We start from the raw sequence: 25089 nt of genomic DNA on the forward strand, positions 1-25089 counted from the left end.
ATAGATCGAATTTCATCGCTTATTTTTTTCTACTGCTACGCAGTTGGATATTAGAATACTAAAATACTCTTTTTTTTCTATTGCGGAATTTGGGTTAAAACTGTTCAGCTTACCTTCATATCTTACCACAAAATAAAGCAGACTTCTGGCAACATCTCCTTTAAATTCATCAATAGGTTCATACACTCTAGATGCATAAGGATAATTGGGAATACCACTATTTCCAATTTTTGAACCATTACTAAAAGTATTATATATAGTAGAATTTGCAATTCCATAAGGATAATTGCTTCTTCTCTGGTTGATATACGCATCCGCCGGAATGATATAAAATATATCGGAATACATGGGATAATTACCATTGAAAGTACTTTGTGGCATCATGTGTTCTCTATTATATCCTGCTCCTTCGGCAGATGCACTAGTGGCTACATTTGCAGAAGTGTACTCATATAAATCTGGTCCATTAGGTATTTCAGAATAAATATCTAATAAAATCGTTGTATTACTTGGTCCATGATCATAATATTTATCCAAATCTGTTTGATTGTAGAAATTAGGCAAGTCACCATAATGCCAATTGACAAACTTATTGGAAATAATTTCATGAAGCTTAGATTTCAAAGCATATCCTGTAAGTCCTGAAGTTCCGTTATAATATCCTGACGGAGCCTGTGCCGATATCATTACCGATAAAAAAAATATAGAAACGAGTGTTTTTTGCATATCATCAAAATTGGACGGCTAAAATAGCTATTAAATCTAATACAACACTATTTTTTAAAATTAATATTATGTTAATAGATCAATTTAATTTACATTGATTTTCAGCATTTTGCAACTAATGAATATGATGAAATAGAAATTTCTTTCTATTTTCAACAATTTAATTATCTTTGGGAAATAACTATATGTAATATGAATACAGAAACGATTAACAACATTAAAATGATAGCAGAAACAGCAAAAGAATTTGCTGAAAAAAATATTAGACCTAATATTATGGAATGGGACGAAAGCCAGACTTTCCCTAAAGAACTTTTCCATCAGTTAGGCGATATGGGCTTTATGGGAATTGTAATTCCTGAGGAATATGGAGGTTCCGGTCTTGGCTATCACGAGTATGTTGCTATTCTTGATGAGATTTCTCAGGTAGATCCTTCAATTGGGCTTTCTGTAGCGGCTCACAATTCACTTTGTACGAATCACATCTACGAATTTGGTAATGAAGATCAGAAAAAGAAATGGCTTCCGCAGTTGGCAACAGGAAAAGTAATTGGAGCTTGGGGATTAACTGAGCACAATACCGGTTCAGACTCAGGAGGAATGTCTACTACTGCCGTAAAAAATGGAGATGAATGGATTATAAATGGAGCTAAAAACTTCATTACACATGCTATTTCAGGAGATATTGCTGTAGTAATGACCAGAACAGGTGAAAAAGGAGCTAAAAATAATTCTACTGCATTCGTTTTAGAAAAAGGAATGGCTGGTTTTACTTCTGGTAAAAAAGAAAATAAATTGGGAATGAGAGCTTCAGAAACGGCTGAACTTATCTTCGACAATGTAAGAGTTCCCGATTCTCATAGATTAGGAGAAGTAGGTGAAGGTTTTAAACAGGCAATGAAAATTTTGGATGGAGGAAGAATTTCTATTGCAGCTCTTAGTTTAGGTACTGCAAGAGGTGCTTATAAAGCTGCTTTAAAATATGCTAAAGAAAGAAAACAGTTCGGAAAATCTATTTCAGACTTTCAGGCGATCAACTTTATGCTTGCAGATATGGCAACTGAAATTGATGCTGCAGAATTATTAATCCAAAGAGCATCCACACTGAAAAATGCAAAACAGAAAATGACAAAAGAAGGTGCAATGGCAAAATTATATGCATCTGAAGCTTGTGTAAGAATTTCCAATAATGCTGTTCAGATTTTCGGAGGTTATGGTTATACCAAAGATTTCCCTGCAGAAAAATTCTACAGAGATTCTAAACTTTGTACCATTGGTGAAGGAACTTCTGAAATCCAAAGATTAGTTATAGGAAGAGATATTACTAAATAATTTTAAATTCTTTACAAAATATAAGGCTCAACACAATATGTTGGGTCTTTTTATTTAGCTTAAATTAATATAGATTTTATTTATCGAAAATCATTTTTTTGATAGATAAAAAACTCTAAATTTGCAGATATAAATAACAATCAAAAAAAATAAAAATTATGTCTTTAGTTGGAAAAAAATTCCCAAATGTTACTGTTGACGCAATGTCTGATATGGGCGACGATTTAAGAATAAATGTATTTGAAGAAGCAACTTCAAAGCAACAAAAAGTTCTTTTATTCTGGTATCCAAAAGATTTTACTTTTGTTTGCCCAACAGAGCTTCACGCTTTTCAGGAAGCTTTACCAGAGTTTGAAAAAAGAAATACAAAAGTAATTGGTGCATCTTGTGATACTAACGAAGTTCATTTTGCATGGTTAAACGTTGCAAAAGACAATGGAGGAATTGAAGGTGTTACTTATCCTTTATTGGCAGATACACACAGACAGTTGGCAAATATTTTGGGAATCGTAGATCAGGATTTCGAATACAATGAAGAGGGTGAAGAAGTTTTCACAGGTTCTAACGTAACTTACAGAGCAACTTACTTAATTGATGAAACCGGAAAAATCTTCCACGAATCTGTAAACGATATGCCTTTGGGTAGAAACGTGAAAGAATATTTAAGATTAATTGATGCCTATACTCACGTTCAGAAATTTGGAGAAGTTTGTCCTGCAAACTGGGAAGAAGGTAAAGATGCTATGAAAGCTGACAGAACTTCTACAGCAGAATATTTAGCTAAAAACTAAGAGAAAATAAATCTGAAAATGAGATAATACAATTCAGAGTTTTTAACATCTGTTATTATCTCATTTTCAATTTAATACATTTTAAAATTTAAAATTATGTATACAGAATTAACAGAAGACACTTTACAGGATATTGTAAAAAGTAATGATAAAGTTGTTGTACAGTACGGAGCAACATGGTGTGGAAACTGTAGAATTATGAAGCCGAAATTCAAAAAACTAGCTTCTGAAAACGAAAGTATTCCTTTTTTGTATGTTGATGCCGAAAAACTTCCGGAAAGCAGAAAACTGGCTAAAGTAGATAATCTGCCTACTTTTGCGATCTTCAAAAACGGTGAATTGCTAAACCAGGTACAATCTAATCAGGCAGAAAGTCTTACCAATTTATTTAACGAATTAGCGTAATGAAATTACCCATCATAAGACAGTTTTATCAAACACAAACTCCCGAAAATCTTGAAAAAACTTTAGAAGTTTTAGAAAGTTTTTCAGAATTCAGAGGAACATCTGAAGAAGATCTTAATGTTGCAGGTGAACTTATCACCAATATCTGTGGAGCATTGGAAGTTCATAATAATGTACAGAATGGAATGAGTGAGAAAGACGCACTTAATTCTTTTGCACAAAAAGTTTTGGGATCTATTGATAGATAAAACTTCCCATCATCATAAAAAATGCAGCTATAAAATATAAGCTGCATTTTTTTATTTTCTAATTTGTCTGATAAATTCTTTCACAGCTTCATCGGGTGTACACCATGAAGTAATGAGCCGAATGGCAGAATATTCTTCATCTACTTTTTGCCAAACATAGAAATCAAACTGATGAGATAAAATATCAATTAGTTCATTGCTTAAAATTGGGAAAATCTGATTGGTGTAAGTATCTGCAAGAAAATGAAATCCCATTTCAGTTAAAGCTTTTTTAATTTTCATTGCCTGTGTTGATTGGCATTTTTTGCAAAGTTGAAATACAGATCATTTTTCATTAATTCCAAAAACTGAATTCCTAAGAGCCTTCCTTTTGCCAATAATGCTCCTTTCTGTTTAATATTAAACCCGAAATTAGGCTACAATTCTTTATTATTGATGATAATGGCTTCACCTAATAAAGCTCCGTTTTTAGTTCTGCTGATATCAAAATTTGAAGCTCCGATGAAAGGTCTAATCGATTTTATACTGATGTCCATCCGCTATTTTTTATCTACAACAATTCTTTCTTTACGATTTGCCAGTTCCCAGGCTGTTGCGAAAATAAGCTGAGTTCTTTTTTGCAGTAAAGGAAAATCTATTTTTTCTACATCATCTGTTGGTTCATGATAATCTTCATGAATTCCGTCAAAGAAAAATGCAACCGGAATATTATGTTTGGCAAAATTGTAATGATCTGAACGGTAATACAGTTTTTCAGGATCATTAGGATCATCATATTTGTAATTCAGTTCAAGATTATTAATCTTGATGTTCGCTTCTTCAATAATGGTTTTCAACTGTGAACTCAACATTTCTGAACCAATTACATACACATAATTTTTGCCTCTATTTTCTGGATCATCCCGACCAATCATATCAATATTAAGATCGGCAACTGTGTTCCCAAGAGGAAAAACAGGATGATCTGAATAATATTCGGAACCGAAAAGCCCATGTTCTTCACCGGTTACATGCAGAAAAAGTATAGATCTTTTGGGGCCATTTCCTGCCTTTTTAGCCGCCTGAAAAGCTTTTGCAATCTGCATAACCGCGACAGTTCCGCTCCCATCATCATCCGCACCGTTATAAACAACATTATTTTGTGTTCCTACATGATCGTAATGGGCAGAAATCACAATAATTTCCTCCGGTTTTTCGCTTCCCTCAATAAAGGCGAGAATATTTTCGGAATCGGGTAAATTAGAACCACCTTTTTGTTGCATATAAGATGCAGGAACTTTCTGATAATAAGATCCCAAAGACTTTGGAAAAGAAATCCCAAGATTTTTGTAAAAACGAATCATATATTCACCTGCTTTTTTCTGTCCGCGACTTCCGGTATCTCGTCCTTCCATTTCATCGGAGGCAATAACGGTTAAATTTTGCTTTAAATCCTCAAGTTTAATTTCTTTAAATGCAGATAAAAAACCTATCTCTTTCGGATGCTGTTTTTCCTTATTTACTTCATTATTAACTTGTGTAGTAACACAGCTCGACAACAAAGAAATGGCTAAAAGCGGAATGAATATTTTTTTCATAGAAATTATTTGAAGTTTTAAAATATTATACTTGAAATTATTATCAGTTAAAAAGAAGAATATTTACAAGTCTATTTTGCTTTAAAATTAACAAAAAAAATCAAATTGTTTTGCAGATATTATTTTTTTATATATTTGATATAAGACTATATGGCAAAAATTTACGAATTTAAAGACTTTACGTTTTTTACTGAAATGTCGGAGTTGGCTTCTAGACATCAAAGTTATGATTTATCGTTAGGACTTCCCGATTTCGAGGTAGATTCTCGGCTGAGAGAGTATCTGAAAGAAGCGGCAGATTTATGTTCGCACCGTTATGAATCTCTTTCTGGAAATGCAATGTTAATTGACGGAATTATTGCTCTGCATTCTAAAAGAAATCATCGTTTAGATTTAAAAAAGGAAGAAATTAATATTGTTCCCTGCTCTACTTTTGCCTTGTTTACAGCTTTAAAATCTATCCTTAATTTTGGAGATGAAGTTATTGTTATTCAGCCGTCTTATTATACTTATGCTCCTTCTATCACAATTAATGGTGGAATTCCTATTTATTATGACCTTGAAGAAGATTTCAGTGTAGATTGGACAAAACTTCGTGATTGTATTTCGGGAAAAACAAAAGCTATTATTGTAAATTCACCACAAAATCCAACGGGTAAAGTCTGGAAAAAGGAAGACTGGGATCATCTTTATGAAATTATAAAGGACGAAGAAATTTATTTGATTTCAGAGGAAATTTACGACATTTACTGTTACGATTCTGTATATCATTACAGTTCTTTTCTTCATCCGGAGCTTAAAAAAAGAACATTCTGTATATTTTCTTTCGGGAAAATGTTTCATGCAACAGGCTGGAAAGTAAGTTATCTTATAGCAGCTGAAAATCTGCTGGAAGAATTCAGAAATTATCAACAATATATTTCTTACAGTACCAATGCTCCGTGCCAATATGCGATTGCCAACTTTTTAAAGATTTTTGAACCTGAAGATAACAGAAAACTGATGCAGGATAAAAGAGATACTTTCAACCATTTGTTGCAATACACCCCTTTGAAAACTGAACAAATCGCAGAAGGTGGTTTTTTCCAAATCGTTAATTTTCGTGAAGTAAATAAAAAAATGACGGATGTTGAATTTTCTAAATGGCTTACTGTAGAAAAGAAAGTATCATGTTTACCACTTTCAGCATTTTATAATTCCAAACAGGATTCTGATTATATAAGATTCAGTTTTGCAAAAAAAGATGATGTCATTATTCAGGCACTTGAGCATTTAAGCAGAAACCTTTAGATAAAGAGAAAAATGACCATCTTAAACACAAAAAAACAGATGAAATTATCCATCTGTTTTTCTATTTTATTTTGAAAATTCAGAGACTATCCTCCAAATTTATCCGAATAATCTTTTTTAGATGCTTCAATTACCTTTTTAGCATGATCTGCACCGTAAATTTCCTGAATTCTGCATTTTGCAGGCTCATCCGGTAAATTTTTATAGGTTAAGAAATAGTGCATCAATCTGTTTACTTCAGCCTTTGGTATTTCTGAAATATCTCTGAACTGTCCGAAAACATGATCGTTTACCAATACAGCAACAATTTTATCGTCTGCTTCACCACCATCAATCATCTTGAATCCACCAATTGGGATAGCTTCCAATAAAACACCTCCAGTAATGTTATGAGAACTCAAAACACAAATATCCAAAGGATCGTGATCTCCGGTAGTAACATCTGTTGCACCGCTTTCTACAGCAAGTTTCATTACTTCGGTATCGCAATATGTTTTAGGTACAAAACCGTATAATGCAGGGATGATATTAGAAAATTTCTGAGGTCTGTCTATTTTTAGATAACCTGTTGTTTTATCTATTTCATATTTAATAGTGTCTGAAGGAACAATTTCCACAAAAACATTCACAACGTTTGGCGAATCTTCTCCCGCAGAAATTCCGTGCCATGGATGGGCTTTAAAATTTGGAATCATGATTTTTTTATTTATTTTTCAATTAAGCAATGATTATAATTTCCCTTCTTAAATCTTCAATGGTAGCACCAATAAAATCGTTTTCATTCATGTAATTCATAATGAAAACAGTTTTAAATTCATTAAGATCGGGATTGTTATTTAAACTTGTATACGTTTTGTGCAATAAGTCTATAATGGCATTTTTAGAATCTACAATATTCTGCCAAGAATTTTTGGTAATGTACAACTGCTGCGATGCATTATATTCGAATTCTTCGTTGATGGTTTTCTCTGTAAGAAAAATGAATTCGTGCACTGCAAGATCTTTATCGAACTTCAAAATAAGATTGGAAGGTTTTATTCTTTCCAGAAAAAGAGTCATTCTTTCGTAAGAATGGGTTTTGTTTTCGGAGTTAGATTTTATAGAAAGCAGTTTTAGCTCCTGATTTTTTAAATTAATATAGTTATGCACAAACTGTCGCAGCAAAACCAAAAAAGGAATTGCAATAACGAGTGTAGCAGCATACGGAAGATAATCTGAAAAGTTTACCATAATTTAAGGACGCAAAATTAATAATAAAATATGTTTTCAGAATGCTTTTTCGGATAAATCTTTTTCAGAGTGAAATATATAAATTTTGAAGACATATTAATGATTATAAAAATCTAATTCAATTTTTTAAACTTCAAACAGGGCAGGTCTTTGGGTAACTTCATGATAGCATATACTTTGCTCATCAAAATAATGATAAACAAGGCTTTTTCTTGTTCTGCTTTTATCAATATGTGGTTCGCCACCATGCAAAATATTGGCATGCCATATTAAAAGATCTCCTTTTTTTGCTCGGAAAACTTCTTTTTTAAGATCTAATTCTTTTACTTTTCCCTCCAAAAACTCTTCATAAGCCTTATAGCTTTTTTTACCAATTTTCAGGAAACTTCCTTCATTATCGTAATCGGAATTCAGGAAATAAGGAAGTTTATGGCTTTTAGGAATATAATGTAATGCGCCATTGCTTTCGTCTACATCTTCTAACGCGATCCAAACTCCGAGTAAACCGCCCAAAGGATAAGTAGTCATGTGAATGCTGTCTGAATGCGTTTTCTGCTGACTTCCATTAATAAAATTAATGCTCTGAAAAAGTTTGGCATCTCCATCCATTAAAACCGATAAAAATTCTAAAAGTTTTGGGTCTGTTCCTATTTTTTTCAATATTTCTGAATGATGAATGACAAACATCAGTTTTCCAGCATAACGGAATTGTATCGTTCCGTCTTTTAAAAGTCGGTCTATTTCGCTATTTATGTTATCTACCATTTCAGAACTCAGATAATTCTTTAGGATAAGATAGCCATTTTCATCGAAACCTTGTGCACTGATCTGATTTTCTTGGCTTAAATTTTTGTAAAATTCAGTATTAAAAAGTTTCTGAGCATTAAACTGTCTTTCTTTTTCGGGAAGATGTGCAAAATCTTTGCTCGAAATGCTCGAAAAATAACTTTTGTTAATCCCAAATTTTCTGTAAAGCGGAATATTATGTTTGAGTTTTTTCTTATTGAAAAAGTTATAAATAACGTATGGAAGCTTGTAATTACGGATTTTCTTTAGCATTACGTAAATGGTTCATAAAACAGTTATAAATGTAGGGAATAATATTTAAAATGCTGTTTAACCAACTATTAAATTAAGATTTCATGATAAATTTCAAGCTAAGCATTTTTTTGATAAGATCTTTTTTGGAATAGCTGATGGAAGGATAAGGACGAAGTTCTGGCCGGAATCCACGAAAAAATTCTTCAACATTAGGAATTTCTCCTCCTTCAAAATCAAAAATACGTTGGCTGATATTTTCTTGTATGCTATGATCTATTAATGTGGAAGCTCCCGAAACTTTTACAAAATCTTTATTGTTAAAAGTGCCTAAAAGTGCAACCGTACAATCATCAATATAAGTAATAATTACATTAATTACTTTTTCTTTCAAAAAAAATGCAGATATTTCTATACAGCCATTAATATCCATTTTCTTAAAAATATTCATGAAAGAGGCAACATCAGCTTCTTTGCTGGCTCCCAAAAAATTTTCTCTGATAAAATTTTCCACTTCAATAAAATTCACCTTTCTGATTTCAGAATTTTTAACAACTTCATCATCCAGACGAAGTTTTCTCTTTCTTTTCGGAGAGTACTGCGAAAATACCGTTTTATAATCTTTAGGAATAATGAGGAAGTTTTTTTTGGTCGTAAGAGAAGTTTTAAATTGGTTAAACTCATTAAAATTATAAATCCTGATCAGATAATTTTGAGTTAAATATTTCAGAAAAGCCTCATTAATTTCAATATGATCTTGTTTTGAAAATATTCCTAACTGTTGACAAAGCATTGGGTTATGAACTATTTTCTTTCCCATTTTTTGTACAAACGGAACCGGCATTACCGCTTCATAATCGTTGTAAATCAGGAGTTCCCAATGTTTATCTGAAGTAATATCTAAGAATAATTTTGTTGCAGAATACTTGCGTTGAACAGAGTTTTCGAGACAATTGGAATATTTTTCAAAATCAATTTCGTGGTACTGTAATCTTCTAATCATAATAAACCTTCATCGGCAAAGCTAAGATAAGAGTTTTGAGTAATAATTAAATGATCCAAAAGCTGAATATTCATCAGGTTTCCTGCATCTTTTATTTTTTTGGTAATACTAATATCTTCAGCACTTGGTTTTTTATTTCCGGAAGGATGATTGTGAGCAATAATAAGACCTGTAGAAAAATGTTCTAAAGCAGTTTTAAACAAAATTCTAACATCTACAATAGACTGGCTTATTCCGCCTTGGGTTAATTGCGAAAAGTGAATTACTTTATTGCTTTGGTTTAAGAAAACTGCCCAAAATTCTTCTGTTCTGAGATCTGAAAGATGTATTTTCAAAATATCATAAGCATCTTTACTGCAAGAAATTTGTGGCTTCTCTGGAATTTCTTGTGCAGACCGTCTTCTGCCAATTTCTAAAGCAGTGGCGATAGAAATAGCTTTTACTTCTCCCACTCCTTTAAACTTCATTAAATCTTTTATGGTAAGAAGACTCAACTGATGCCAATTGTTATTCACAGAATTCAGAATTGTTCTTGCTAGTTCCACAGCGGATTCTTCCCTACTGCCACTTCCCATAATGATGGCTAAAAGTTCTGAATCTGAAAGAGAATTTTTACCTTTCAGGAGGAACTTTTCTCTGGGACGGTCGTCTTCAGCTAAAAATTTTATAGACATCTTATTTGTGTTTTCTTTCACACAAATGTAATAAAAAGCTTAAGAACTTAAGAAGAGATGCTATTCGATAATCATTCCGTCTTTCATCACTAATTTGCGGTCGGTAATTTCTGCCAACTGCGGGTTGTGGGTTACAATTACGAAAGTTTGGTTGTATTTATCTCTCAAATCAAAAAATAGACGATGAAGATCATCCGCATTTTTTGAGTCTAAATTTCCGGTAGGTTCGTCTGCGTAAATAATTTTTGGTGAATTAATTAAAGCTCTTGCAACTGCAACTCTCTGTGCTTCACCTCCGGAAAGCTGATTGGGCTTATGATTAATTCTGTGGGCAATTTTTAGATCTTCGAAAAGCTGTTGTGCTTTTTCCATCGCATCTTTTTCGTTGCTCCCGGCAATTTTTGTAGGAAGCAAAACATTTTCTAAAGCAGTAAATTCTGGCAATAACTGATGAAACTGAAAAACAAAACCAATATTTTGATTTCTGAATTTTGAAATCTGTTTATCATTCATATTGATGAAAGACTCACCATTCAGGGTAATTTCTGTGCCGTAATTTTTAGGGTTAGACGCGCTGTCTAATGTTCCTAAAATCTGAAGAAGAGTAGATTTTCCTGCTCCGGATTCTCCCACAATAGAAATTACTTCGCCTGTTTTAATATGGATATTAACACCTTTCAATACCTCCAGATCTCCATAAAATTTATGAATATTAGTCGCTTTAATCATGCTTCAAAAATAGTGAAAATTTTTACTTTCTATAACGAACTTTTTTTCGTTTTGCTAAGATCCTTCCTTTTTAATGAGAATTCTAAATGTTGTCCCTTTGCCAATTTCGGTCTGAGAAATTTTAATATCTCCGTTGTGATATTCCTGCACTACTCTTTTGGCTAAACTTAAGCCTAATCCCCAACCTCGTTTTTTGGTAGAATAACCCGGTTTAAAAGCATTATTTGCCTGAGATTTTGTCATTCCGCTGCCGCTGTCTTTTACTTCAACCAAAATATTTTTATTCCGTTCGAAAACAGACATTTGTAAAGTACCTTCACCTTTCATGGCATCTACAGCATTTTTTACCAAATTTTCAATTACCCAGCTCATTAAAATTTTATTGTGCGGAACCAAAATTTTGTAGGTAGGAATCTGTAACGTAAAATCTATTTTTTTTGAAATTCTTGTTCTGAGATAATCAAAATTATCCTGAATGGTTTTATTAAAATCAAGATCATTCAGTTCAGGAACAGATCCTATTTTAGAAAATCTTTCGGATATTGTTCTCAGACGTTCGATGTCTTTTTCGATTTCTACAACGCCTTCAGAATCAGGATTTTCAAGTTTCATAATTTCCATCCATCCGATCATCGAAGAAAGCGGCGTTCCTATTTGGTGTGCAGTTTCTTTGGCTAAACCCGCCCAAAGATAACCTTCGTCTGTCTTTTTTACTGTTCTTAAAAACCAAAAAGAAAACAGAAAATAACTCAAAACAAATAATCCTAACAGATATGGAGAATATTGCAGATAATTGAGAACTTTTGAGTTATCGTAATAAACAAACTGATCGTTTCCTCCCTGTACTTTTATTTCGATGGCAGGATATTTTTTTTCCATTTTTTTTGCGAGTTCTACCACATCTTTCGTTTCTGTTTTAAAATCTTTCGGAAGATTTTTAAACTCTATAACCTGATCGTTCTTATCCAGAATAATTACGGGAATTGTGGTATTAGAACTGTAAATATTAAGCAATAATCCCTGAACTTCCAAACTTGGTGTAACGGCATCCTGCTGAAATTTAATCGCATTTACCAAAATATCTACCCTTTTTATTTCTTCTTTTTTAAGATAATTAATAACCAAGGTAGACGAAATAACGATAGAGATAACCACTAAAGTCATCATTGCAAAAATAAACCAGTTATTGAATCTGGCAAAAATAGACCGTTTTTTCAATGTATTTATTTTAAAACACTTAGAATTTTCTGCAATTCTGTACTTCCGCTTCCCTGATAGTTATTGATGATGGCAGAATATACATATTTTTTTCCATCTTTTGCGGTGTGATAGCCTGCATAAGATTTTATATCTCTCATGGTTCCGCTTTTCATTTTCATTCCGTTATCCTGTGTGGGAAATCCTTCGTAATAACTGGAAAACCAAGGCTGTTTTTTGGCATATAGTAAAGCTTGAACTTCAGCTTTTGCAGAAACATAATTTTGAGGTGAAAGTCCGCTCCCATCAGCAAAATTAATCATATTAGAGTTGATCCCTTTTGATGTCCAAAACTCTTTTAAATACGCTACACCGCTTTTGAAGCTTGAATTTTGTTTTTTTTCTTTTCCCAATGTTTTTATAAGTGCTTCTCCATATAAATTCACACTTTTTCTCAAAAACCAATAGACAATTTTATCTAATGTTGGAGATTCATAATGGAGGATAACTTTATTTTTTGAAATACTGAATGGAGATTTACCTTCAATTTCTAGTTGTGAATTGGTAACAACTTTACCGGAAATTTCAATGTTCGATTCTTTCAACCATTTTATAGCTTCTACACCTAACTGTAAAGGAGGATTTGGAACAGCTCCGGAAACTGTCGTTATTTTTCCGGAAGGTAAATTTCCGTTGATTAAAGCTACATCAGAATGAGGCGAAGTAAAAATTAAACTTTGGTCTGAATTTCCACTTGCTTTAAGATCATTCAGCCATTGTACACCTTCTAAAGGATAAGAAAAGCTTTTAAAATCGGTTCCGCTGATATTGATGTCGAATTGGTTTTCTCTCCAGTTAATTCCCCAAATCCCTGCTCCATAATAATTCCCCAAATCATCCCACGGCCAGCCTCCGGGAATTGTCTGATGATCAAAATAAGAATCATCAATAATTAAATCGCCAGAAATTTTTGTAATTCCGGATTTTTTTAAAGCTTCTAAAAATTTTTGCTTGAAATTTTCAGGTTTGAAACCTTCATACCGCCAACTTCCCAATGTAGGATCACCATTAGAAGAAATAAATAAATTTCCGTTCAAATTTCCACTAGAAATTGTACCTGAATAAGAAGCGGTTGTTTGGTAGGTGTAATTTTTTCCTAAAGTTTCTAAAGCAGCTGCTGCAGTAAAAATTTTCTGTGTTGAAGCAGTGGATAGTCCTTTATTTCCGTTATATTCATAAATTAGCTGACCATTTTCATCTGCAACGTACAAAGAAATATTAGATGAAACCGCCAAAGGAGAATTCATGAGATTTTTGGTCGCAGTATCCAGTTTCTGCGAAATATTTTGTGCAAAAACTATTTGCGTAGAAAAAACTGATATCGCGATTATTTTTTTCATTCTTAATAAAAATTTAAAATTCAAAGTCGATTTTATTTACAATGATGAATTGGTTATAATCTGCTTCCCGCTTCAATTTCGTAAGGTTCTTTTCCTTGCTCAAAAATTCTTGTAGATTCGCTTCCTTCCACGGTTATTGTGCTTCCTATTCTGCGAATCCAGTTTCCTTCCCGAAGACCAATTACTTTAGTATTATTCTGGGTTAAAAATTCTTTAATTCTCGTTTCTCTGGTTTCTCCATTATGCTTAAGATCGGGATTTGGATCTAAATAATGCGGATTAATATTGAACGGAACCAATCCCATACAATCGAAACTTGGCGGATAAACAATTGGCATATCGTTGGTCGTTTTCATATTCTGTCCGCCAATATTACTTCCTGCGCTGCACCCCAAGTACGCTTTTCCTTTTTCTACATTTTGTTTCAGAACAGACATCAGATTTTCTTCGTGTAAAGTTTTTACAAGTAAAAAAGTGTTTCCGCCGCCTGTAAAATATCCTTTTGCCGAGTGTAAAGCTTCAGTCTTATCTTTAAATTCGTGCAGCCCTTTTACAGAGATATTTATTGTTTTGAAGAATGATTTTGCTTTTTCTGTATATTCTTCATGAGAAATCCCTCCTGGTCTTGCAAACGGAATAAAAATAATTTCGCCTATTCCTTTATATAATTCTATTAATTCTGTTTTTAAATACTCAAGATATTCCCCTCCAAAAAGCGTTGAAGTTGAAGCCAATATAATATTCATGGTGTAATTGCTGTTAATATATTTCAGATAAAAACAAAGATAATTAAAACTAATCATTTTCCTATCAAACCACTAATTACAAAGTATTCATTATATTTGCGGGAATAAATCTATAAATCGAATGAAATTTTTTATTGACACTGCGAATTTAGAGCAGATTAAAGAAGCTAAAGACTTGGGAATTTTGGATGGTGTAACCACAAATCCGTCTTTGATGGCAAAAGAAGGAATTCAGGGTGCCGAAGCAATTAAAAACCACTATAAAGCAATCTGCGAAATCGTAGACGGAGATATATCTGCAGAGGTACTTTCTACTACTTACGAAGAAATGATTAAAGAAGGAGATGAGCTTGCTGCGATTCATCCTAATATCGTTGTTAAAATCCCGATGATTAAAGATGGTATTAAAGCTTTAAAATATTTTTCGGATAAAGGAATTAAAACAAACTGTACTTTAATTTTCTCTCCGGGACAAGCTTTATTGGCTGCAAAAGCTGGAGCAACGTATGTATCTCCGTTTTTAGGAAGATTAGATGATATTTGTACAGATGGTCTTAATTTAATTCAGGAAATCAGATTAATTTTTGATAATTATATGTATGAAACTGAGATTTTAGCTGCATCTATCCGTCATTCTATGCACATTATCGACTGTGCTAAAATTGGTGCAGATGTAATTACTTCTCCTCTTCCTCCAATCTTGAGCTTGTTGAAGCATCCTTTAACAGACAGCGGATTGGCTCAGTTTGTAGCAGATTCTCAGAAATTAGCTTAAGAATAAGCATTTAACAATAAAAAAATCCCGAAATATTTAGAAATATTTCGGGATTTGTATTTTAGTATATTTTTACCATTGAGAACTTCTCCGTCTTTTTTCTATCATATGATCCACCGAAAACCTTCCGGCTCCAAATGAGACAATCATTAAATAAACGGATAAATACAATAAGCTTAATTCTCTTTTATCAAAACCGTCAGAGCCATGTACAACAAATGCTGCAATAATCATGGTAAATATTAAAAACCCGGTTGCTATTCTTGTAAACAAGCCCAAAATTATAAAAATTGAACAGACAAATTCGGCAAAAACCGTCAATACCAAACTCACTTTTGTCCCTAATCCTAAGAAATCGAAAAATTGAATTTCACCGCCTTCTATTAATTGTTGAAGTTTCGGAAATCCGTGAGAAATCATAGCGAATCCTACAAATAACCTAACCACGAAAATAACAATATCCCAAAGCAAAGGATTGGTTTTTGAGTTTAAATAGCTCATTGAATAAAAAATTTACATAAAGGTAATAAAAATCTTTATTATAAAGGAAATCGGCTATCAATTTGTTTATCTGTATCCGAAGTTTTTAAGATCACGATCGTTTTTTCTCCAGTCTTTTTTCACTTTTACGAAAAGGTTAAGATGGATTTTTTTTGCAAAAAACTTTTCCAGATCTATTCTAGCTTCAGTACCTACTTTTTTAATAGCTTCCCCTTTATGCCCAATTAAAATTCCTTTTTGGGTATCTCTTTCCACATAAATAATAGAATCTATAAAAATAATCCCCTCTTTTTCTTTAAACATTTCCGTTACTACTTCAACAGAATAAGGTATTTCTTTATCATAATTCAAAAGAATTTTTTCTCTAATAGCTTCGTTTACAAAAAACCTTTCAGGCTTATCCGTATACATATCTTTATCGTAATATGGCGGATTTTCTGGTAACATAGACTTCAATTTTGGAAGAATAACGTCTGTATTGAAGGCATTGAGTGCAGAAATAGGAAGAATTTCAGCTTTTGGAATTCTTTCGTGCCAATCGGATACCAGTTTTTCTAAACCTTCCTGATTGGTTTGGTCTACTTTATTCAGTAACAAAAGTACCGGTACCGGAATTTTATTAAGTTTATCTATTAAGAACTCCGAAGGTTCGGCTTTATCGGTAACATCTACGATAAAAAGAAAAACATCAGCATCCTGCAAAGAATCTTTTACAAAATCCATCATTTTTTCCTGAAGACCGTATTTAGGATCTAAAACTCCCGGCGTATCCGAGAATACAATCTGTAAGTCTTCTTCATTATAAATTCCGAAAATTCTATGTCTGGTAGTTTGGGCTTTTTGGGTAACAATAGCCAGCTTCTCTCCCATCAGCTGATTAAGAAGAGTAGATTTTCCGGCATTTGGTTTTCCAACAATATTTACAAATCCTGCTTTGTGCATTTATTTTGTTTAAATTTTAATGTTCTGTTTTTTAAGTTTTGCAAAGTTACTAAAACAAAAATAGACAATCTTCATAGTTCAATTTAAAAGCTTTATTTTTGAGCTTTAAAATCAGAAATAAATACTATGAACTGGATTATTTTAATTATTGCAGGATTATTTGAAGTAGCTTTTGCATCTTGCCTCGGAAAAGTAAAGGAAACCAACGGAAATGAAATGTATTGGTGGTTTGCAGGGTTTTTAGCTTGTTTAACCGTTTCTATGCTTTTACTGATTAAAGCAACAGAAACTTTACCAATAGGAACAGCGTATGCGGTATGGACAGGAATTGGAGCCGTAGGAACTGCATTAGTAGGAATTTTTGTATTTAAAAATCCGGCAAGTTTTTGGAGAGTATTTTTTATTTGTACTTTAATTGGTTCTGTAATTGGTTTAAAAGCTGTTTCTCACTAACTTATCAATTAAAATATAATTAATAAACTAAAACGGCTTCAAAAAATGAAGCCGTTTTTTATTTTTTTTGTACAATCGGTAGAATTTCGTTTTTTCTTAATCCGTATTTCTTAATTTCCTCATCGGTAAATTTTTGAGAATAAAAATTGACTTCAGTACTGAAACCCGCAGATTTTAAACGGTCAAAATAATCCATTCCATACCAACGGACATGATCGTACTGTCCGAAGTGCTTTTGTCTTTCTTTTGGATCTGTAATTGTAAAATCTTCATACGTTTTTTGCAGAGAATTTTTCATCGGAACCTGTAATATTCCCCAGCCTCCAGGCTTCATTACCCGATAAAGCTCTTTCATGGCTTTAGAATCGTCTTGAATATGCTCTAAAACGTGGTTGCAGAATACTACATCAAAACTATCGTCCGGGAAAGGAAGATTTAGTATATCTGCTTTAACATCAACAATTGGAGAATACAAATCTGCAGAAATATAATTAAGATTGCTCATTTTTTTAAACTTTCTTAAAAACTCCTGCTCTGGAGCAATATGAAGAACTTTATAATTTTTTATAAAAAAATCTGTTTCATTCTGAAGATAAAGCCACATTTGTCGGTGTCTTTCCAGACTTAAAGTTCCTGGTGATAATGCATTTTCTCGCTGATTTCCATATCCGTAAGGAAGAAATTTCCGGTAAGATTTCCCATCAATAGGATCAAAAAACTGATTTCCTTTGAAAAACTGATAAATAAGTGGACGCGCCCAAACACTCATCTGGATAAGTGCCGGTCTCGGAATTTTATTAAGCAAAAACTTAGTAAGCTTTTTCATTTAAAAGTCTAATTGAAAAGCTTTTTCTTCATCGGTTACTATTCCCAAAGCATCATAAATATACTGAAATGTAGAAAGCAATACAGGTTTACCATTAATTACGGCTACATCATGTTCAAAATGTGCAGAAGGCTGGTTATCTAAGGTAGTAACCGTCCATCCATCATTATGGAACTTCACTTTTTCTGTTCCCAAATTAATCATGGGTTCAATAGCAATTGTTAAACCGTCTTTTATTACTTTTCCACTTCCCTGTCTTCCATAATTAGGTACTTGAGGATCCTCATGCATTTTTCTCCCAACACCATGACCAACCAATTCTCTTACAACACCATAACCCTCTTTTTCACAGTGATTTTGAATAGCAAACGAAATATCTCCAATTCTCTTTCCTCTTACACACTGCTCAATTCCTTTATAAAGAGATTCTTTAGCAACTTTCAATAATTTTTTGGTTTCAGGTTTCACCTCACCAATTTCGAAAGTATATGCATGATCTCCTACAAAACCATTAAGAATTGCACCACAATCTACGGAAAGAACATCGCCTTCTTTTATTTCCTCATTACTCGGAAAACCATGTACTACCTGCTCATTTGGGGAAATGCATAATGAATATGGAAAACCTCCATATCCTAAAAATGCGGGTTCTGCTCCATGATCTTTAATAAAATCGTGTGCTAGTTTATCTAAATATAAAGTAGTAACTCCCGGTTTGATTTCTTTAGCCAACATTCCTAATGTTCTGGAAACCAAGCGTGCACTTTCTTTCATCAGACGAAGTTCGTCTATATTTTTAAGTTGAATCATTGTTTTAATTTGCCAATGTATTAGTTACATCAATGTAACAATTTAAAAGTTTAATAATGTAACAATTATCATTGGTAAATTGCTACATTACTATATTGTTATATTAGTTATTCTACCAGAATAATCCTTTTTTCTTTTCTTTTTTAAGCTTTGAATAAGCTAAAACCTCTCTCCCTTCCACACGGAATTCAATTCTTTCTTTGATGATGTTATAAATCTCTCCCCATCCCGGAAAACCACCGATGTTTCTGTCATCTATAAACCAATCTGCATCTAGTTTTCTGGATTGTTTTTCAGAATCAAAAACTTCTCCTTCAAAACTTGAATTTACAGCATAAAATTCTAATCCGTTTTGTCTGCAGAATTCTACAGCTTCATCTAATGTTTTACCGTGTCTGTAAGTCCAAAGTATGAGTCTATAACCTTCTGACTGTAATTTTTTGAGGGTTTCAAAAGCAAATATTTTAGCTTTTCCGATGGCTGGATATGCATCATCTACAATCGTTCCATCAAAATCCACAGCTATTTTTTTATTTTGTAACATTTTTGCGTTTTAAACTTTGCAAAGATAAGAAATAAATAAAAGAGTGCCGAAAAACTATCGGCACTCTCTTTTATAATTTAATGTTAAAAATAGTTTAGTTTTTCACCCAACTAAATTCAAACTGCAAATCTGGAGTAGAAAGTCTGTCTGTAATTTTCTGCAATCTTGATGGAAGTTTCATAAGGTATTCCTGAGCTTTTTCTGCTTTTTCTGTAAGCCCTTTAATATGCTCTATTTTCCATTCGTCCAGAAGATCTTTCATGATGTTGATGTAATCTTGTCCGGTGTAAACCATGCATCTTTGTGCAGCATCCGAAAAATGTCCCCAAAGTTCTCCCGCTTTCTGGCCAGACTGTCTCATCATGTGTGCAGGCATTACTATTTTTTTTCTCATCATGTCCTCAAATGCCAAAATCATTTCTGATGGGTCTAATTCTAGAATTTTAGTGACAAAATGCTTATATGCTTTTGCGTGTCTAGCTTCGTCTGCAGCAATAACACCGCACATTTTTGCAAGTTTCCCGTTACCGGACTGTTTTGCCAAAGTACCAACCCTTCTGTGAGAAATATTAGTTGCTGTTTCCTGAAAACTTGTGTAGACAAAGTTTCTGTACGGATCCATACTTGTTCCAAGATCAAAACCGTCGCTAATAAGGTATTGTGTAGTAATTTCAACTTCACGCATATTAACTCTACCGCAGAGATAAAGATATTTATTCAATAAATCTCCGTGTCTGTTTTCTTCAGCTGTCCAAGATCTAACCCAGTTTGCCCAACCTACTTTTTCTTCCTGATTTACTCCGTCTACTCCCATTAGCCAAGATTCGTAAGAAGGCAAAGCTTCCTCCGTAATACAGTCGCCAATGAGTGTTACAAACAAATCGTAAGGCATCTCTCGTGCAAAAGTCTGAATTTCTTCTAAATCGTATTTAAAACTTTCGCTGGATGGATCCGGTAAAAAATCTGAAGGTTGCCATATTTTTTCAATTGGAGTCAAAAAATTCTCAAGAAAAGAACTCACTTCCTTTTCCAAAATACCCATTACCTCTTTTCTTACCAGCTTATTGTACATCTAAAAATAAAATTATTAATTAACAAAGATATGATTTATTTATTATTCAAAGCATACTATTGTATGTATCTCATATTATCTCTGATATAAATCATAAAAAAAACAGCGCTTCTACTGAATAACGCTGTTTTTGAATTTTTATTTTAAAAAATTTAGGAAACTAATATATTTCCTGTCATTACTGCAGGAATTTCCACTCCCATCACAGATAGAATTGTAGGGGCAACATCCCCTAATTTACCTGGTTTTAAATTCCATGATTTATCTTTATCCATTACAATAAAAGGCACCAAGTTGGTAGAATGCTGAGTGTTTGGAGATCCGTCTTCATTAATCATTACATCAGAATTACCATGATCGGCTAAAATAAAAACAGCATAATTGTGTTCGTACGCCATAGTTGCAACTTTTTGAATACATTGGTCTACCGTTTCTGCTGCTTTTACTGCAGCTTCAAAAACGCCTGTGTGTCCTACCATATCTGTATTTGCAAAATTTAAGCAAACGAAATCTGCAGTTTCATTTTCCAATTCGGGTAAAATTGCATTGGTAATATCGTATGCAGACATTTCTGGTTTTAAATCGTAAGTAGGAACGTCTTTCGGACTCGGGCACAATAATCTTTTCTCACCGTGAAACTCTTCTTCTCTTCCTCCTGAAAAGAAAAATGTAACGTGCGGATATTTTTCGGTTTCAGCAATTCTTATTTGTGTTCTTCCGTTTCTTTCCAAAATTTCACCCATTGTTTCTTTTAGAACTTCTTCATCAAAAACAACATTTACATTTTGGTAAGTTTTATCGTAATTGGTAAGCGTAATATAATGCAGGTCTAATTTGTGCATAGAATATTCCGGCATATCGTGTTGGCAAAGCACTTCTGTAATTTCTCTACCTCTGTCTGTACGGAAGTTGAAGCAGATAACCACATCTTTATCCGTAATTTTTGCTACAGGAACTACATTACCCATCTGAGTAGTTTTAACCAAAATTATAGGCTTAATAAATTCGTCGGTAATATTTTCTTCATACGAAGATTTAATGGCTGATAAAGCATCTGTAGTCTGTAATCCTACTCCTTCTACCATTGCATCGTAAGCAAGTTTTACGCGTTCCCATCTTCTATCTCTGTCCATAGCGTAATATCTACCAATGATGGAAGCTAACTTACCCGTAGTTTGGCTCATGTGATTCTGCAATTCTTCAACAAAACCCAATCCGGAATGCGGATCGCAATCTCTCCCGTCTGTAAATGCGTGTACATAAACGTTTTCCTTTAAACCAAAATCGTTCGCAGCCGATAATAAACCTTTTAAATGATTGATATGAGAATGAACACCGCCATTAGAAACTAAACCTATAAAATGAATATTTTTATTTTCGAGTTTTGCATATGCGAATGCATCCTGAATTACTTTTTCGTGGCCTAAAGTTCCGTTTTCAACAGCCATGTTGAGTTTTACCAAATTCTGATAAACGACCCTACCTGCACCCAAATTCATATGCCCCACTTCAGAGTTCCCCATTTGTCCCGCAGGAAGCCCAACTGCTAAACCGCTTGCTTCCAGAGTAGTATGAGGAAATTTTTGTAAACAACTATCTATGAATGGCGTATTTGCCTGTGCTAAGGCAGAAACATTTGGATTTTTTCCTAAACCCCATCCATCAAGTATTGCTAATATTGCTTTTTTAGACATTTTCTAATTTTTTAACAAACAAATTTATTGATTTTATGATGAATTACAGCATTTGAAAGTTTTAATTTTGATGATAAACAAGATTTATTTAAGATATAATTTTTCATTAATTTTCATCTATTTGCCAAATATGAGGCAAATAAAAATTTAGAAATAATCTGTCACATTATTAATTATTTTTAATTTTGTTGTATGGATTTAAGAGATCAATTAAAAAACCTTTTTCCTGAACATGAAGAGCAGGATTTTGAAATGCCTCGGGAAGAATTTAAGCAGAAAGAACCTTTGGTTTGCAAATTTGAAAAAAAAGGCAGAAACGGAAAACCTGTAACGATTGTTGAAGGTTGGGAAGGCAATGATGAAGATTTAAAAAAAATATCTAAAAAAATTAAAACAACATTAGGAATAGGTGGCTCCGAGAAAGATGGCACAATTATTATCCAAGGCGATAACCGTGACAAAATAATGACTTTTCTTAAAGATATGGGTTATAAAACCAAAAGAGTTGGCGGTTAGTTAATAATGAACTTACTTTAAAAAAAAATTGCCGTCATCAAAGAAAATGACGACAGCAACAGAGAAAGTAAAAATAATAATTGCAAAACTATACATCATTTATTACACGAATTTTAATGATAAATGAATTTATAGTTATCTTTAAAAAAGTTTAATTAAAACTAAATTCTTATCTTAACGCCCCCATTTTTAATAAAAAAAATTATGCTTAATAAATTGGCCGCTTCAGAGTTGGTTCTGAACGATGATGGTAGTGTTTATCACCTTAATCTTCTTCCTAAAGATATTGCAGATAAAATAATATTGGTTGGTGATCCCGACAGAGTTCCGAAAGTTTCAAAATACTTCGATAAAGTAGAAATTAAAAAGAACAAAAGAGAGTTTTATACGCATACTGGGACTTTGCGAGGTGAAAGAATTTCGGTAATGTCTACCGGAATTGGTACCGAAAACATCGATATCGTAATGAACGAACTTGATGCTTTGGTAAATATCGATTTAAAAAATAAAGAATTTAAGAGCAGTCATCATTCGCTCAGCCTTTTCAGAATGGGAACTTGCGGAAGTGTAAATCCCGATATAAAGGTTGACAATATGCTTGTTACCCAAAATGTTGTCGGCTTAGACGGATTAATGAACTTTTATCAGGATTATCAATTTGAAAACGATTTCTCCAAAAAGTTTTTAGATCAGTTTCCTTATGAAAAGGTAAAATCTATGCTTTATTTTTCGGAATGGTCTGAAGAATTGAGTTCTTTATATAGCGATGCGGCTTATCATGGTAATACGGCAACTTTTCCCGGTTTTTATGCTCCTCAAGGAAGACAACTTCGTTTGAAAGCTTTGGATGATAAGTTTCTAGAAACTTTAAATGAACTGGGAATTACCAATTTTGAAATGGAAACTTCTGCAATTTATGCGTTTTCAAAATTATTAGGACATAAAGCAATAACGGTAAATAATGTTATTGCCAACAGACGACGTGGCGAATTTTCTGCAGACCATCATGCTTCAGAAAAAAATCTGATTGAATGGGTTTTAGATAGAATAATTAAATAAATTAAAAAAAGGATTTCAAATTTTGAAATCCTTTTTTTAAAATTCGTTGATTGTTACATAAAAATGTCCTGAATATAAACTCGCTGGTGAATTTGAAATATTGGTTAGATTAATTACAGCATCTGCTGTAGAATTAACTCTTGCATTAGACATAGCAAAAGTTGTACCTAGAAAATTACCATCGGGTGTAACTGTTATTGTCGCTTTTGTGGAAGACAACAATCCTGCTGGAATTGTAATACTTAATGTAGTTGTTTGTCCAGCACCCAAATTATTTATTGATATAGAAGGATATACATCAAAACTGATAAGATTTTTCTGCAAAGTACCCTTTTCTCCCAGTTTATATTGTCCATTTACATCCAACTTTGCTGATGTATTAGGTGTACTGGTACCAATTCCAACGTTTGCATAATTATTGCCTAAAACAATAGCGTTAGACTGCGAAGTAGAAGCACCATATCCAATAGCTGTTGAATTTTGTCCAGTAGCTGAACTTTGATTTCCAATAGCTGTTGAATTTTGATTATTGGTAATAGAATTTATTCCAATAGCAGTTTCACCGGAAGAATTTGTCTTAGAATTATATCCTATTGCTATCGATTGATATCCTGCAGCTTCCGAATTTTCTCCAATTGCGGTTGCATCATTAGAAGTCACCTTTGCATTATATCCAATTGCGGTTGCTTGATATGCTGCATTAGCCCCATTTCCAATTGCGGTTGCATTTTGTGCGGCTGTGGAAGAAGTTCCTAAAGCAACAGAATTATTAACACCCAAACGACCTGCTATTGATGAATTAATTTTAAAAATTAAATCATCATAAGTTGAAGTTCCCAAAGCTAAAGAAGTTGAACTTCCAGAATATGTACCGATATTTGTTCCAGTAGTATTCCAACCATTACTGCTTCCTCCTCCTCCACCAGCTGAAAGTATATTCTATTGAGAGTTATTCCAATAATATAATCCTACAGGGGCAAGACCTCCATTACCATTATTCCATACTAAAAGTCCTATTGCAGGAGATGATATTGTTGAAGCATCCGTTGTAGAAGTTAATGCTACACTAGTTAATAGTAATCCTTTATTTGAACTATTTAAATGCTATATTGATGAAGCATCAGGTGTTGATGTACCAATCCCAACCTGAGAAAACAAATAATTGGAAGATAACAACGCAATTAAGGTTGAAGATATTAGTGAGATTCTTTTCATTTCAGTTATTCAGGATGCAAATTTACACAAATTTTTAAGACTATTTAATAACTATTCAAAATTATATTTTATAAATATTTAATATACAGTTATTTGCAAAATTTAAAAAGATCGACAGACATAATATATCTATTTGAAAAAAATATTTAGAAGAGTAAGTTTATTTTCAAAATTATATTTGATTTTTTTAAACTAATAAATAATGAATATCCGTAATTTATCATAACTTTTGTATATTTGTAGTAATCAAACAATTAGATATGAATTTATTCAGTTTTTCAGCACATTTTGGGACA

28 protein-coding genes and 1 pseudogene are annotated in these 25089 nt (G+C 32.8%); 9 read left to right on the forward strand and 20 right to left on the reverse strand.

The genetic code is table 11. The features are described 5' to 3' along the window. Positions 1-12: 12 nt before the first annotated feature. Positions 13-726, reverse strand: a complete 714-nt coding sequence (locus tag IV513_RS11035) for an endonuclease (protein ID WP_209390631.1) — start codon at positions 724-726, stop codon at positions 13-15. A gap of 192 nt (positions 727-918) precedes the next feature. Between IV513_RS11035 and IV513_RS11040 the strand changes: the two genes are divergently transcribed. From IV513_RS11040 to IV513_RS11055, 4 genes are all read left to right on the forward strand, one after another. Continuing rightward, complete coding sequence (locus IV513_RS11040) at positions 919-2058, forward strand: acyl-CoA dehydrogenase family protein (RefSeq protein WP_209390632.1); 1140 nt, start codon at positions 919-921, stop codon at positions 2056-2058. A gap of 158 nt (positions 2059-2216) precedes the next feature. Beyond that, positions 2217-2849 carry a peroxiredoxin gene (locus IV513_RS11045; RefSeq protein WP_209390633.1) on the forward strand — a complete coding sequence of 211 codons (633 nt, stop codon included), beginning with the start codon at positions 2217-2219 and terminating at the stop codon, positions 2847-2849. 96 nt (positions 2850-2945) lie between these two features. Then, positions 2946-3254, forward strand: a complete 309-nt coding sequence (locus IV513_RS11050; protein WP_209390634.1) for a co-chaperone YbbN — start codon at positions 2946-2948, stop codon at positions 3252-3254. Then, entirely contained in the window at positions 3254-3502 is a 249-nt protein-coding gene (locus tag IV513_RS11055; RefSeq protein WP_209390635.1) for a hypothetical protein, read from the forward strand. The genes IV513_RS11050 and IV513_RS11055 overlap by 1 nt, the downstream gene beginning before the upstream one ends. Before the next feature lie 51 nt (positions 3503-3553). Here IV513_RS11055 and IV513_RS15850 read toward each other — a convergent pair. Then, positions 3554-3975: pseudogene (locus tag IV513_RS15850) on the reverse strand (threonine aldolase); the annotation flags it as partial. A 66-nt stretch (positions 3976-4041) separates the two neighbouring features. Then, positions 4042-5079, reverse strand: a complete 1038-nt coding sequence (locus IV513_RS11065) for a M28 family metallopeptidase (protein ID WP_209390637.1) — start codon at positions 5077-5079, stop codon at positions 4042-4044. Between the two features lie 150 nt (positions 5080-5229). On the opposite strand from IV513_RS11065, the gene IV513_RS11070 reads away from it, so the two are divergent. Then, a complete protein-coding gene (locus IV513_RS11070) occupies positions 5230-6369 on the forward strand; it encodes an aminotransferase class I/II-fold pyridoxal phosphate-dependent enzyme (protein WP_209390638.1) in 1140 nt (379 codons plus the stop codon). An 86-nt stretch (positions 6370-6455) separates the two neighbouring features. Here IV513_RS11070 and IV513_RS11075 read toward each other — a convergent pair whose 3' ends face one another. The 9 genes from IV513_RS11075 to pepE all read right to left on the reverse strand — a co-directional run bounded on the left by IV513_RS11075 (position 6456) and on the right by pepE (position 14386). Continuing rightward, on the reverse strand, positions 6456-7064 hold the full coding sequence (locus IV513_RS11075; RefSeq protein ID WP_209390639.1) for an inorganic pyrophosphatase: 609 nt from the start codon (positions 7062-7064) through the stop codon (positions 6456-6458). A 22-nt stretch (positions 7065-7086) separates the two neighbouring features. Then, positions 7087-7599 (reverse strand): hypothetical protein, encoded by a 513-nt coding sequence (locus IV513_RS11080; RefSeq protein WP_209390640.1) that lies wholly within the window; start codon positions 7597-7599, stop codon positions 7087-7089. A gap of 126 nt (positions 7600-7725) precedes the next feature. Then, the gene (locus tag IV513_RS11085) at positions 7726-8658 is read right to left on the reverse strand and encodes a phytanoyl-CoA dioxygenase family protein (protein WP_209390641.1); all 933 of its coding nucleotides are present in this window, start codon (positions 8656-8658) and stop codon (positions 7726-7728) included. A gap of 73 nt (positions 8659-8731) precedes the next feature. Beyond that, positions 8732-9640, reverse strand: coding sequence for a hypothetical protein (locus IV513_RS11090; RefSeq protein ID WP_209390642.1), 909 nt, complete (start codon positions 9638-9640; stop codon positions 8732-8734). Next, on the reverse strand, positions 9637-10314 hold the full coding sequence (gene radC, locus IV513_RS11095; protein ID WP_209390643.1) for a DNA repair protein RadC: 678 nt from the start codon (positions 10312-10314) through the stop codon (positions 9637-9639). Before radC ends, IV513_RS11090 begins: the two co-directional genes overlap by 4 nt. A gap of 60 nt (positions 10315-10374) precedes the next feature. Next, positions 10375-11043 carry an ABC transporter ATP-binding protein gene (locus IV513_RS11100; protein ID WP_209390644.1) on the reverse strand — a complete coding sequence of 223 codons (669 nt, stop codon included), beginning with the start codon at positions 11041-11043 and terminating at the stop codon, positions 10375-10377. A gap of 54 nt (positions 11044-11097) precedes the next feature. Continuing rightward, a complete protein-coding gene (locus tag IV513_RS11105) occupies positions 11098-12261 on the reverse strand; it encodes a HAMP domain-containing sensor histidine kinase (protein WP_243577597.1) in 1164 nt (387 codons plus the stop codon). Positions 12262-12266: 5 nt separating this feature from the next. Continuing rightward, positions 12267-13640, reverse strand: coding sequence for a D-alanyl-D-alanine carboxypeptidase/D-alanyl-D-alanine-endopeptidase (dacB, locus tag IV513_RS11110; protein WP_209390645.1), 1374 nt, complete (start codon positions 13638-13640; stop codon positions 12267-12269). A gap of 53 nt (positions 13641-13693) precedes the next feature. Beyond that, on the reverse strand, positions 13694-14386 hold the full coding sequence (gene pepE / locus IV513_RS11115; RefSeq protein ID WP_209390646.1) for a dipeptidase PepE: 693 nt from the start codon (positions 14384-14386) through the stop codon (positions 13694-13696). A 121-nt stretch (positions 14387-14507) separates the two neighbouring features. On the opposite strand from pepE, the gene fsa reads away from it, so the two are divergent. Next, positions 14508-15161 (forward strand): fructose-6-phosphate aldolase, encoded by a 654-nt coding sequence (gene fsa / locus IV513_RS11120; RefSeq protein WP_209390647.1) that lies wholly within the window; start codon positions 14508-14510, stop codon positions 15159-15161. A gap of 72 nt (positions 15162-15233) precedes the next feature. On the opposite strand, the gene IV513_RS11125 is transcribed toward fsa, so the two are convergent. Together IV513_RS11125 and era are read right to left on the reverse strand one after the other, a co-directional pair. Next, a complete protein-coding gene (locus IV513_RS11125; RefSeq protein WP_209390648.1) occupies positions 15234-15662 on the reverse strand; it encodes a DoxX family protein in 429 nt (142 codons plus the stop codon). 66 nt (positions 15663-15728) lie between these two features. Then, positions 15729-16604: a GTPase Era gene (era, locus tag IV513_RS11130; RefSeq protein ID WP_209390649.1), complete on the reverse strand. Its 876-nt coding sequence runs from the start codon at positions 16602-16604 to the stop codon at positions 15729-15731. Positions 16605-16730: 126 nt separating this feature from the next. On the opposite strand from era, the gene IV513_RS11135 reads away from it, so the two are divergent. Next, positions 16731-17057, forward strand: a complete 327-nt coding sequence (locus IV513_RS11135; protein ID WP_209390650.1) for a multidrug efflux SMR transporter — start codon at positions 16731-16733, stop codon at positions 17055-17057. Positions 17058-17115: 58 nt separating this feature from the next. Here the strand turns inward: IV513_RS11135 and IV513_RS11140 are convergent, their stop codons facing one another. The 5 genes from IV513_RS11140 to gpmI all read right to left on the reverse strand — a co-directional run bounded on the left by IV513_RS11140 (position 17116) and on the right by gpmI (position 22003). Then, positions 17116-17883, reverse strand: a complete 768-nt coding sequence (locus IV513_RS11140) for a class I SAM-dependent methyltransferase (protein ID WP_209390651.1) — start codon at positions 17881-17883, stop codon at positions 17116-17118. Next, entirely contained in the window at positions 17884-18693 is an 810-nt protein-coding gene (gene map / locus IV513_RS11145) for a type I methionyl aminopeptidase (RefSeq protein ID WP_209390652.1), read from the reverse strand. Positions 18694-18805: 112 nt separating this feature from the next. Next, the gene (locus IV513_RS11150; protein WP_209390653.1) at positions 18806-19237 is read right to left on the reverse strand and encodes a BT0820 family HAD-type phosphatase; all 432 of its coding nucleotides are present in this window, start codon (positions 19235-19237) and stop codon (positions 18806-18808) included. A 94-nt stretch (positions 19238-19331) separates the two neighbouring features. Next, complete coding sequence (locus tag IV513_RS11155; protein ID WP_209390654.1) at positions 19332-20309, reverse strand: acyl-ACP desaturase; 978 nt, start codon at positions 20307-20309, stop codon at positions 19332-19334. Between the two features lie 152 nt (positions 20310-20461). Then, positions 20462-22003, reverse strand: coding sequence for a 2,3-bisphosphoglycerate-independent phosphoglycerate mutase (gene gpmI / locus IV513_RS11160; protein ID WP_209390655.1), 1542 nt, complete (start codon positions 22001-22003; stop codon positions 20462-20464). Positions 22004-22195: 192 nt separating this feature from the next. Between gpmI and IV513_RS11165 the strand changes: the two genes are divergently transcribed. Beyond that, positions 22196-22519: a translation initiation factor gene (locus IV513_RS11165; RefSeq protein ID WP_209390656.1), complete on the forward strand. Its 324-nt coding sequence runs from the start codon at positions 22196-22198 to the stop codon at positions 22517-22519. A gap of 204 nt (positions 22520-22723) precedes the next feature. Beyond that, positions 22724-23578: a nucleoside phosphorylase gene (locus IV513_RS11170; RefSeq protein WP_209390657.1), complete on the forward strand. Its 855-nt coding sequence runs from the start codon at positions 22724-22726 to the stop codon at positions 23576-23578. 36 nt (positions 23579-23614) lie between these two features. Here IV513_RS11170 and IV513_RS11175 read toward each other — a convergent pair whose 3' ends face one another. Further along, positions 23615-24418 (reverse strand): hypothetical protein, encoded by an 804-nt coding sequence (locus IV513_RS11175; RefSeq protein ID WP_209390658.1) that lies wholly within the window; start codon positions 24416-24418, stop codon positions 23615-23617. Positions 24419-25089: the final 671 nt, after the last annotated feature.

This window comes from Chryseobacterium sp. RR2-3-20 (assembly GCF_017808115.1).
Classification (GTDB): Bacteria; Bacteroidota; Bacteroidia; order Flavobacteriales; family Weeksellaceae; genus Chryseobacterium; species Chryseobacterium oryzae.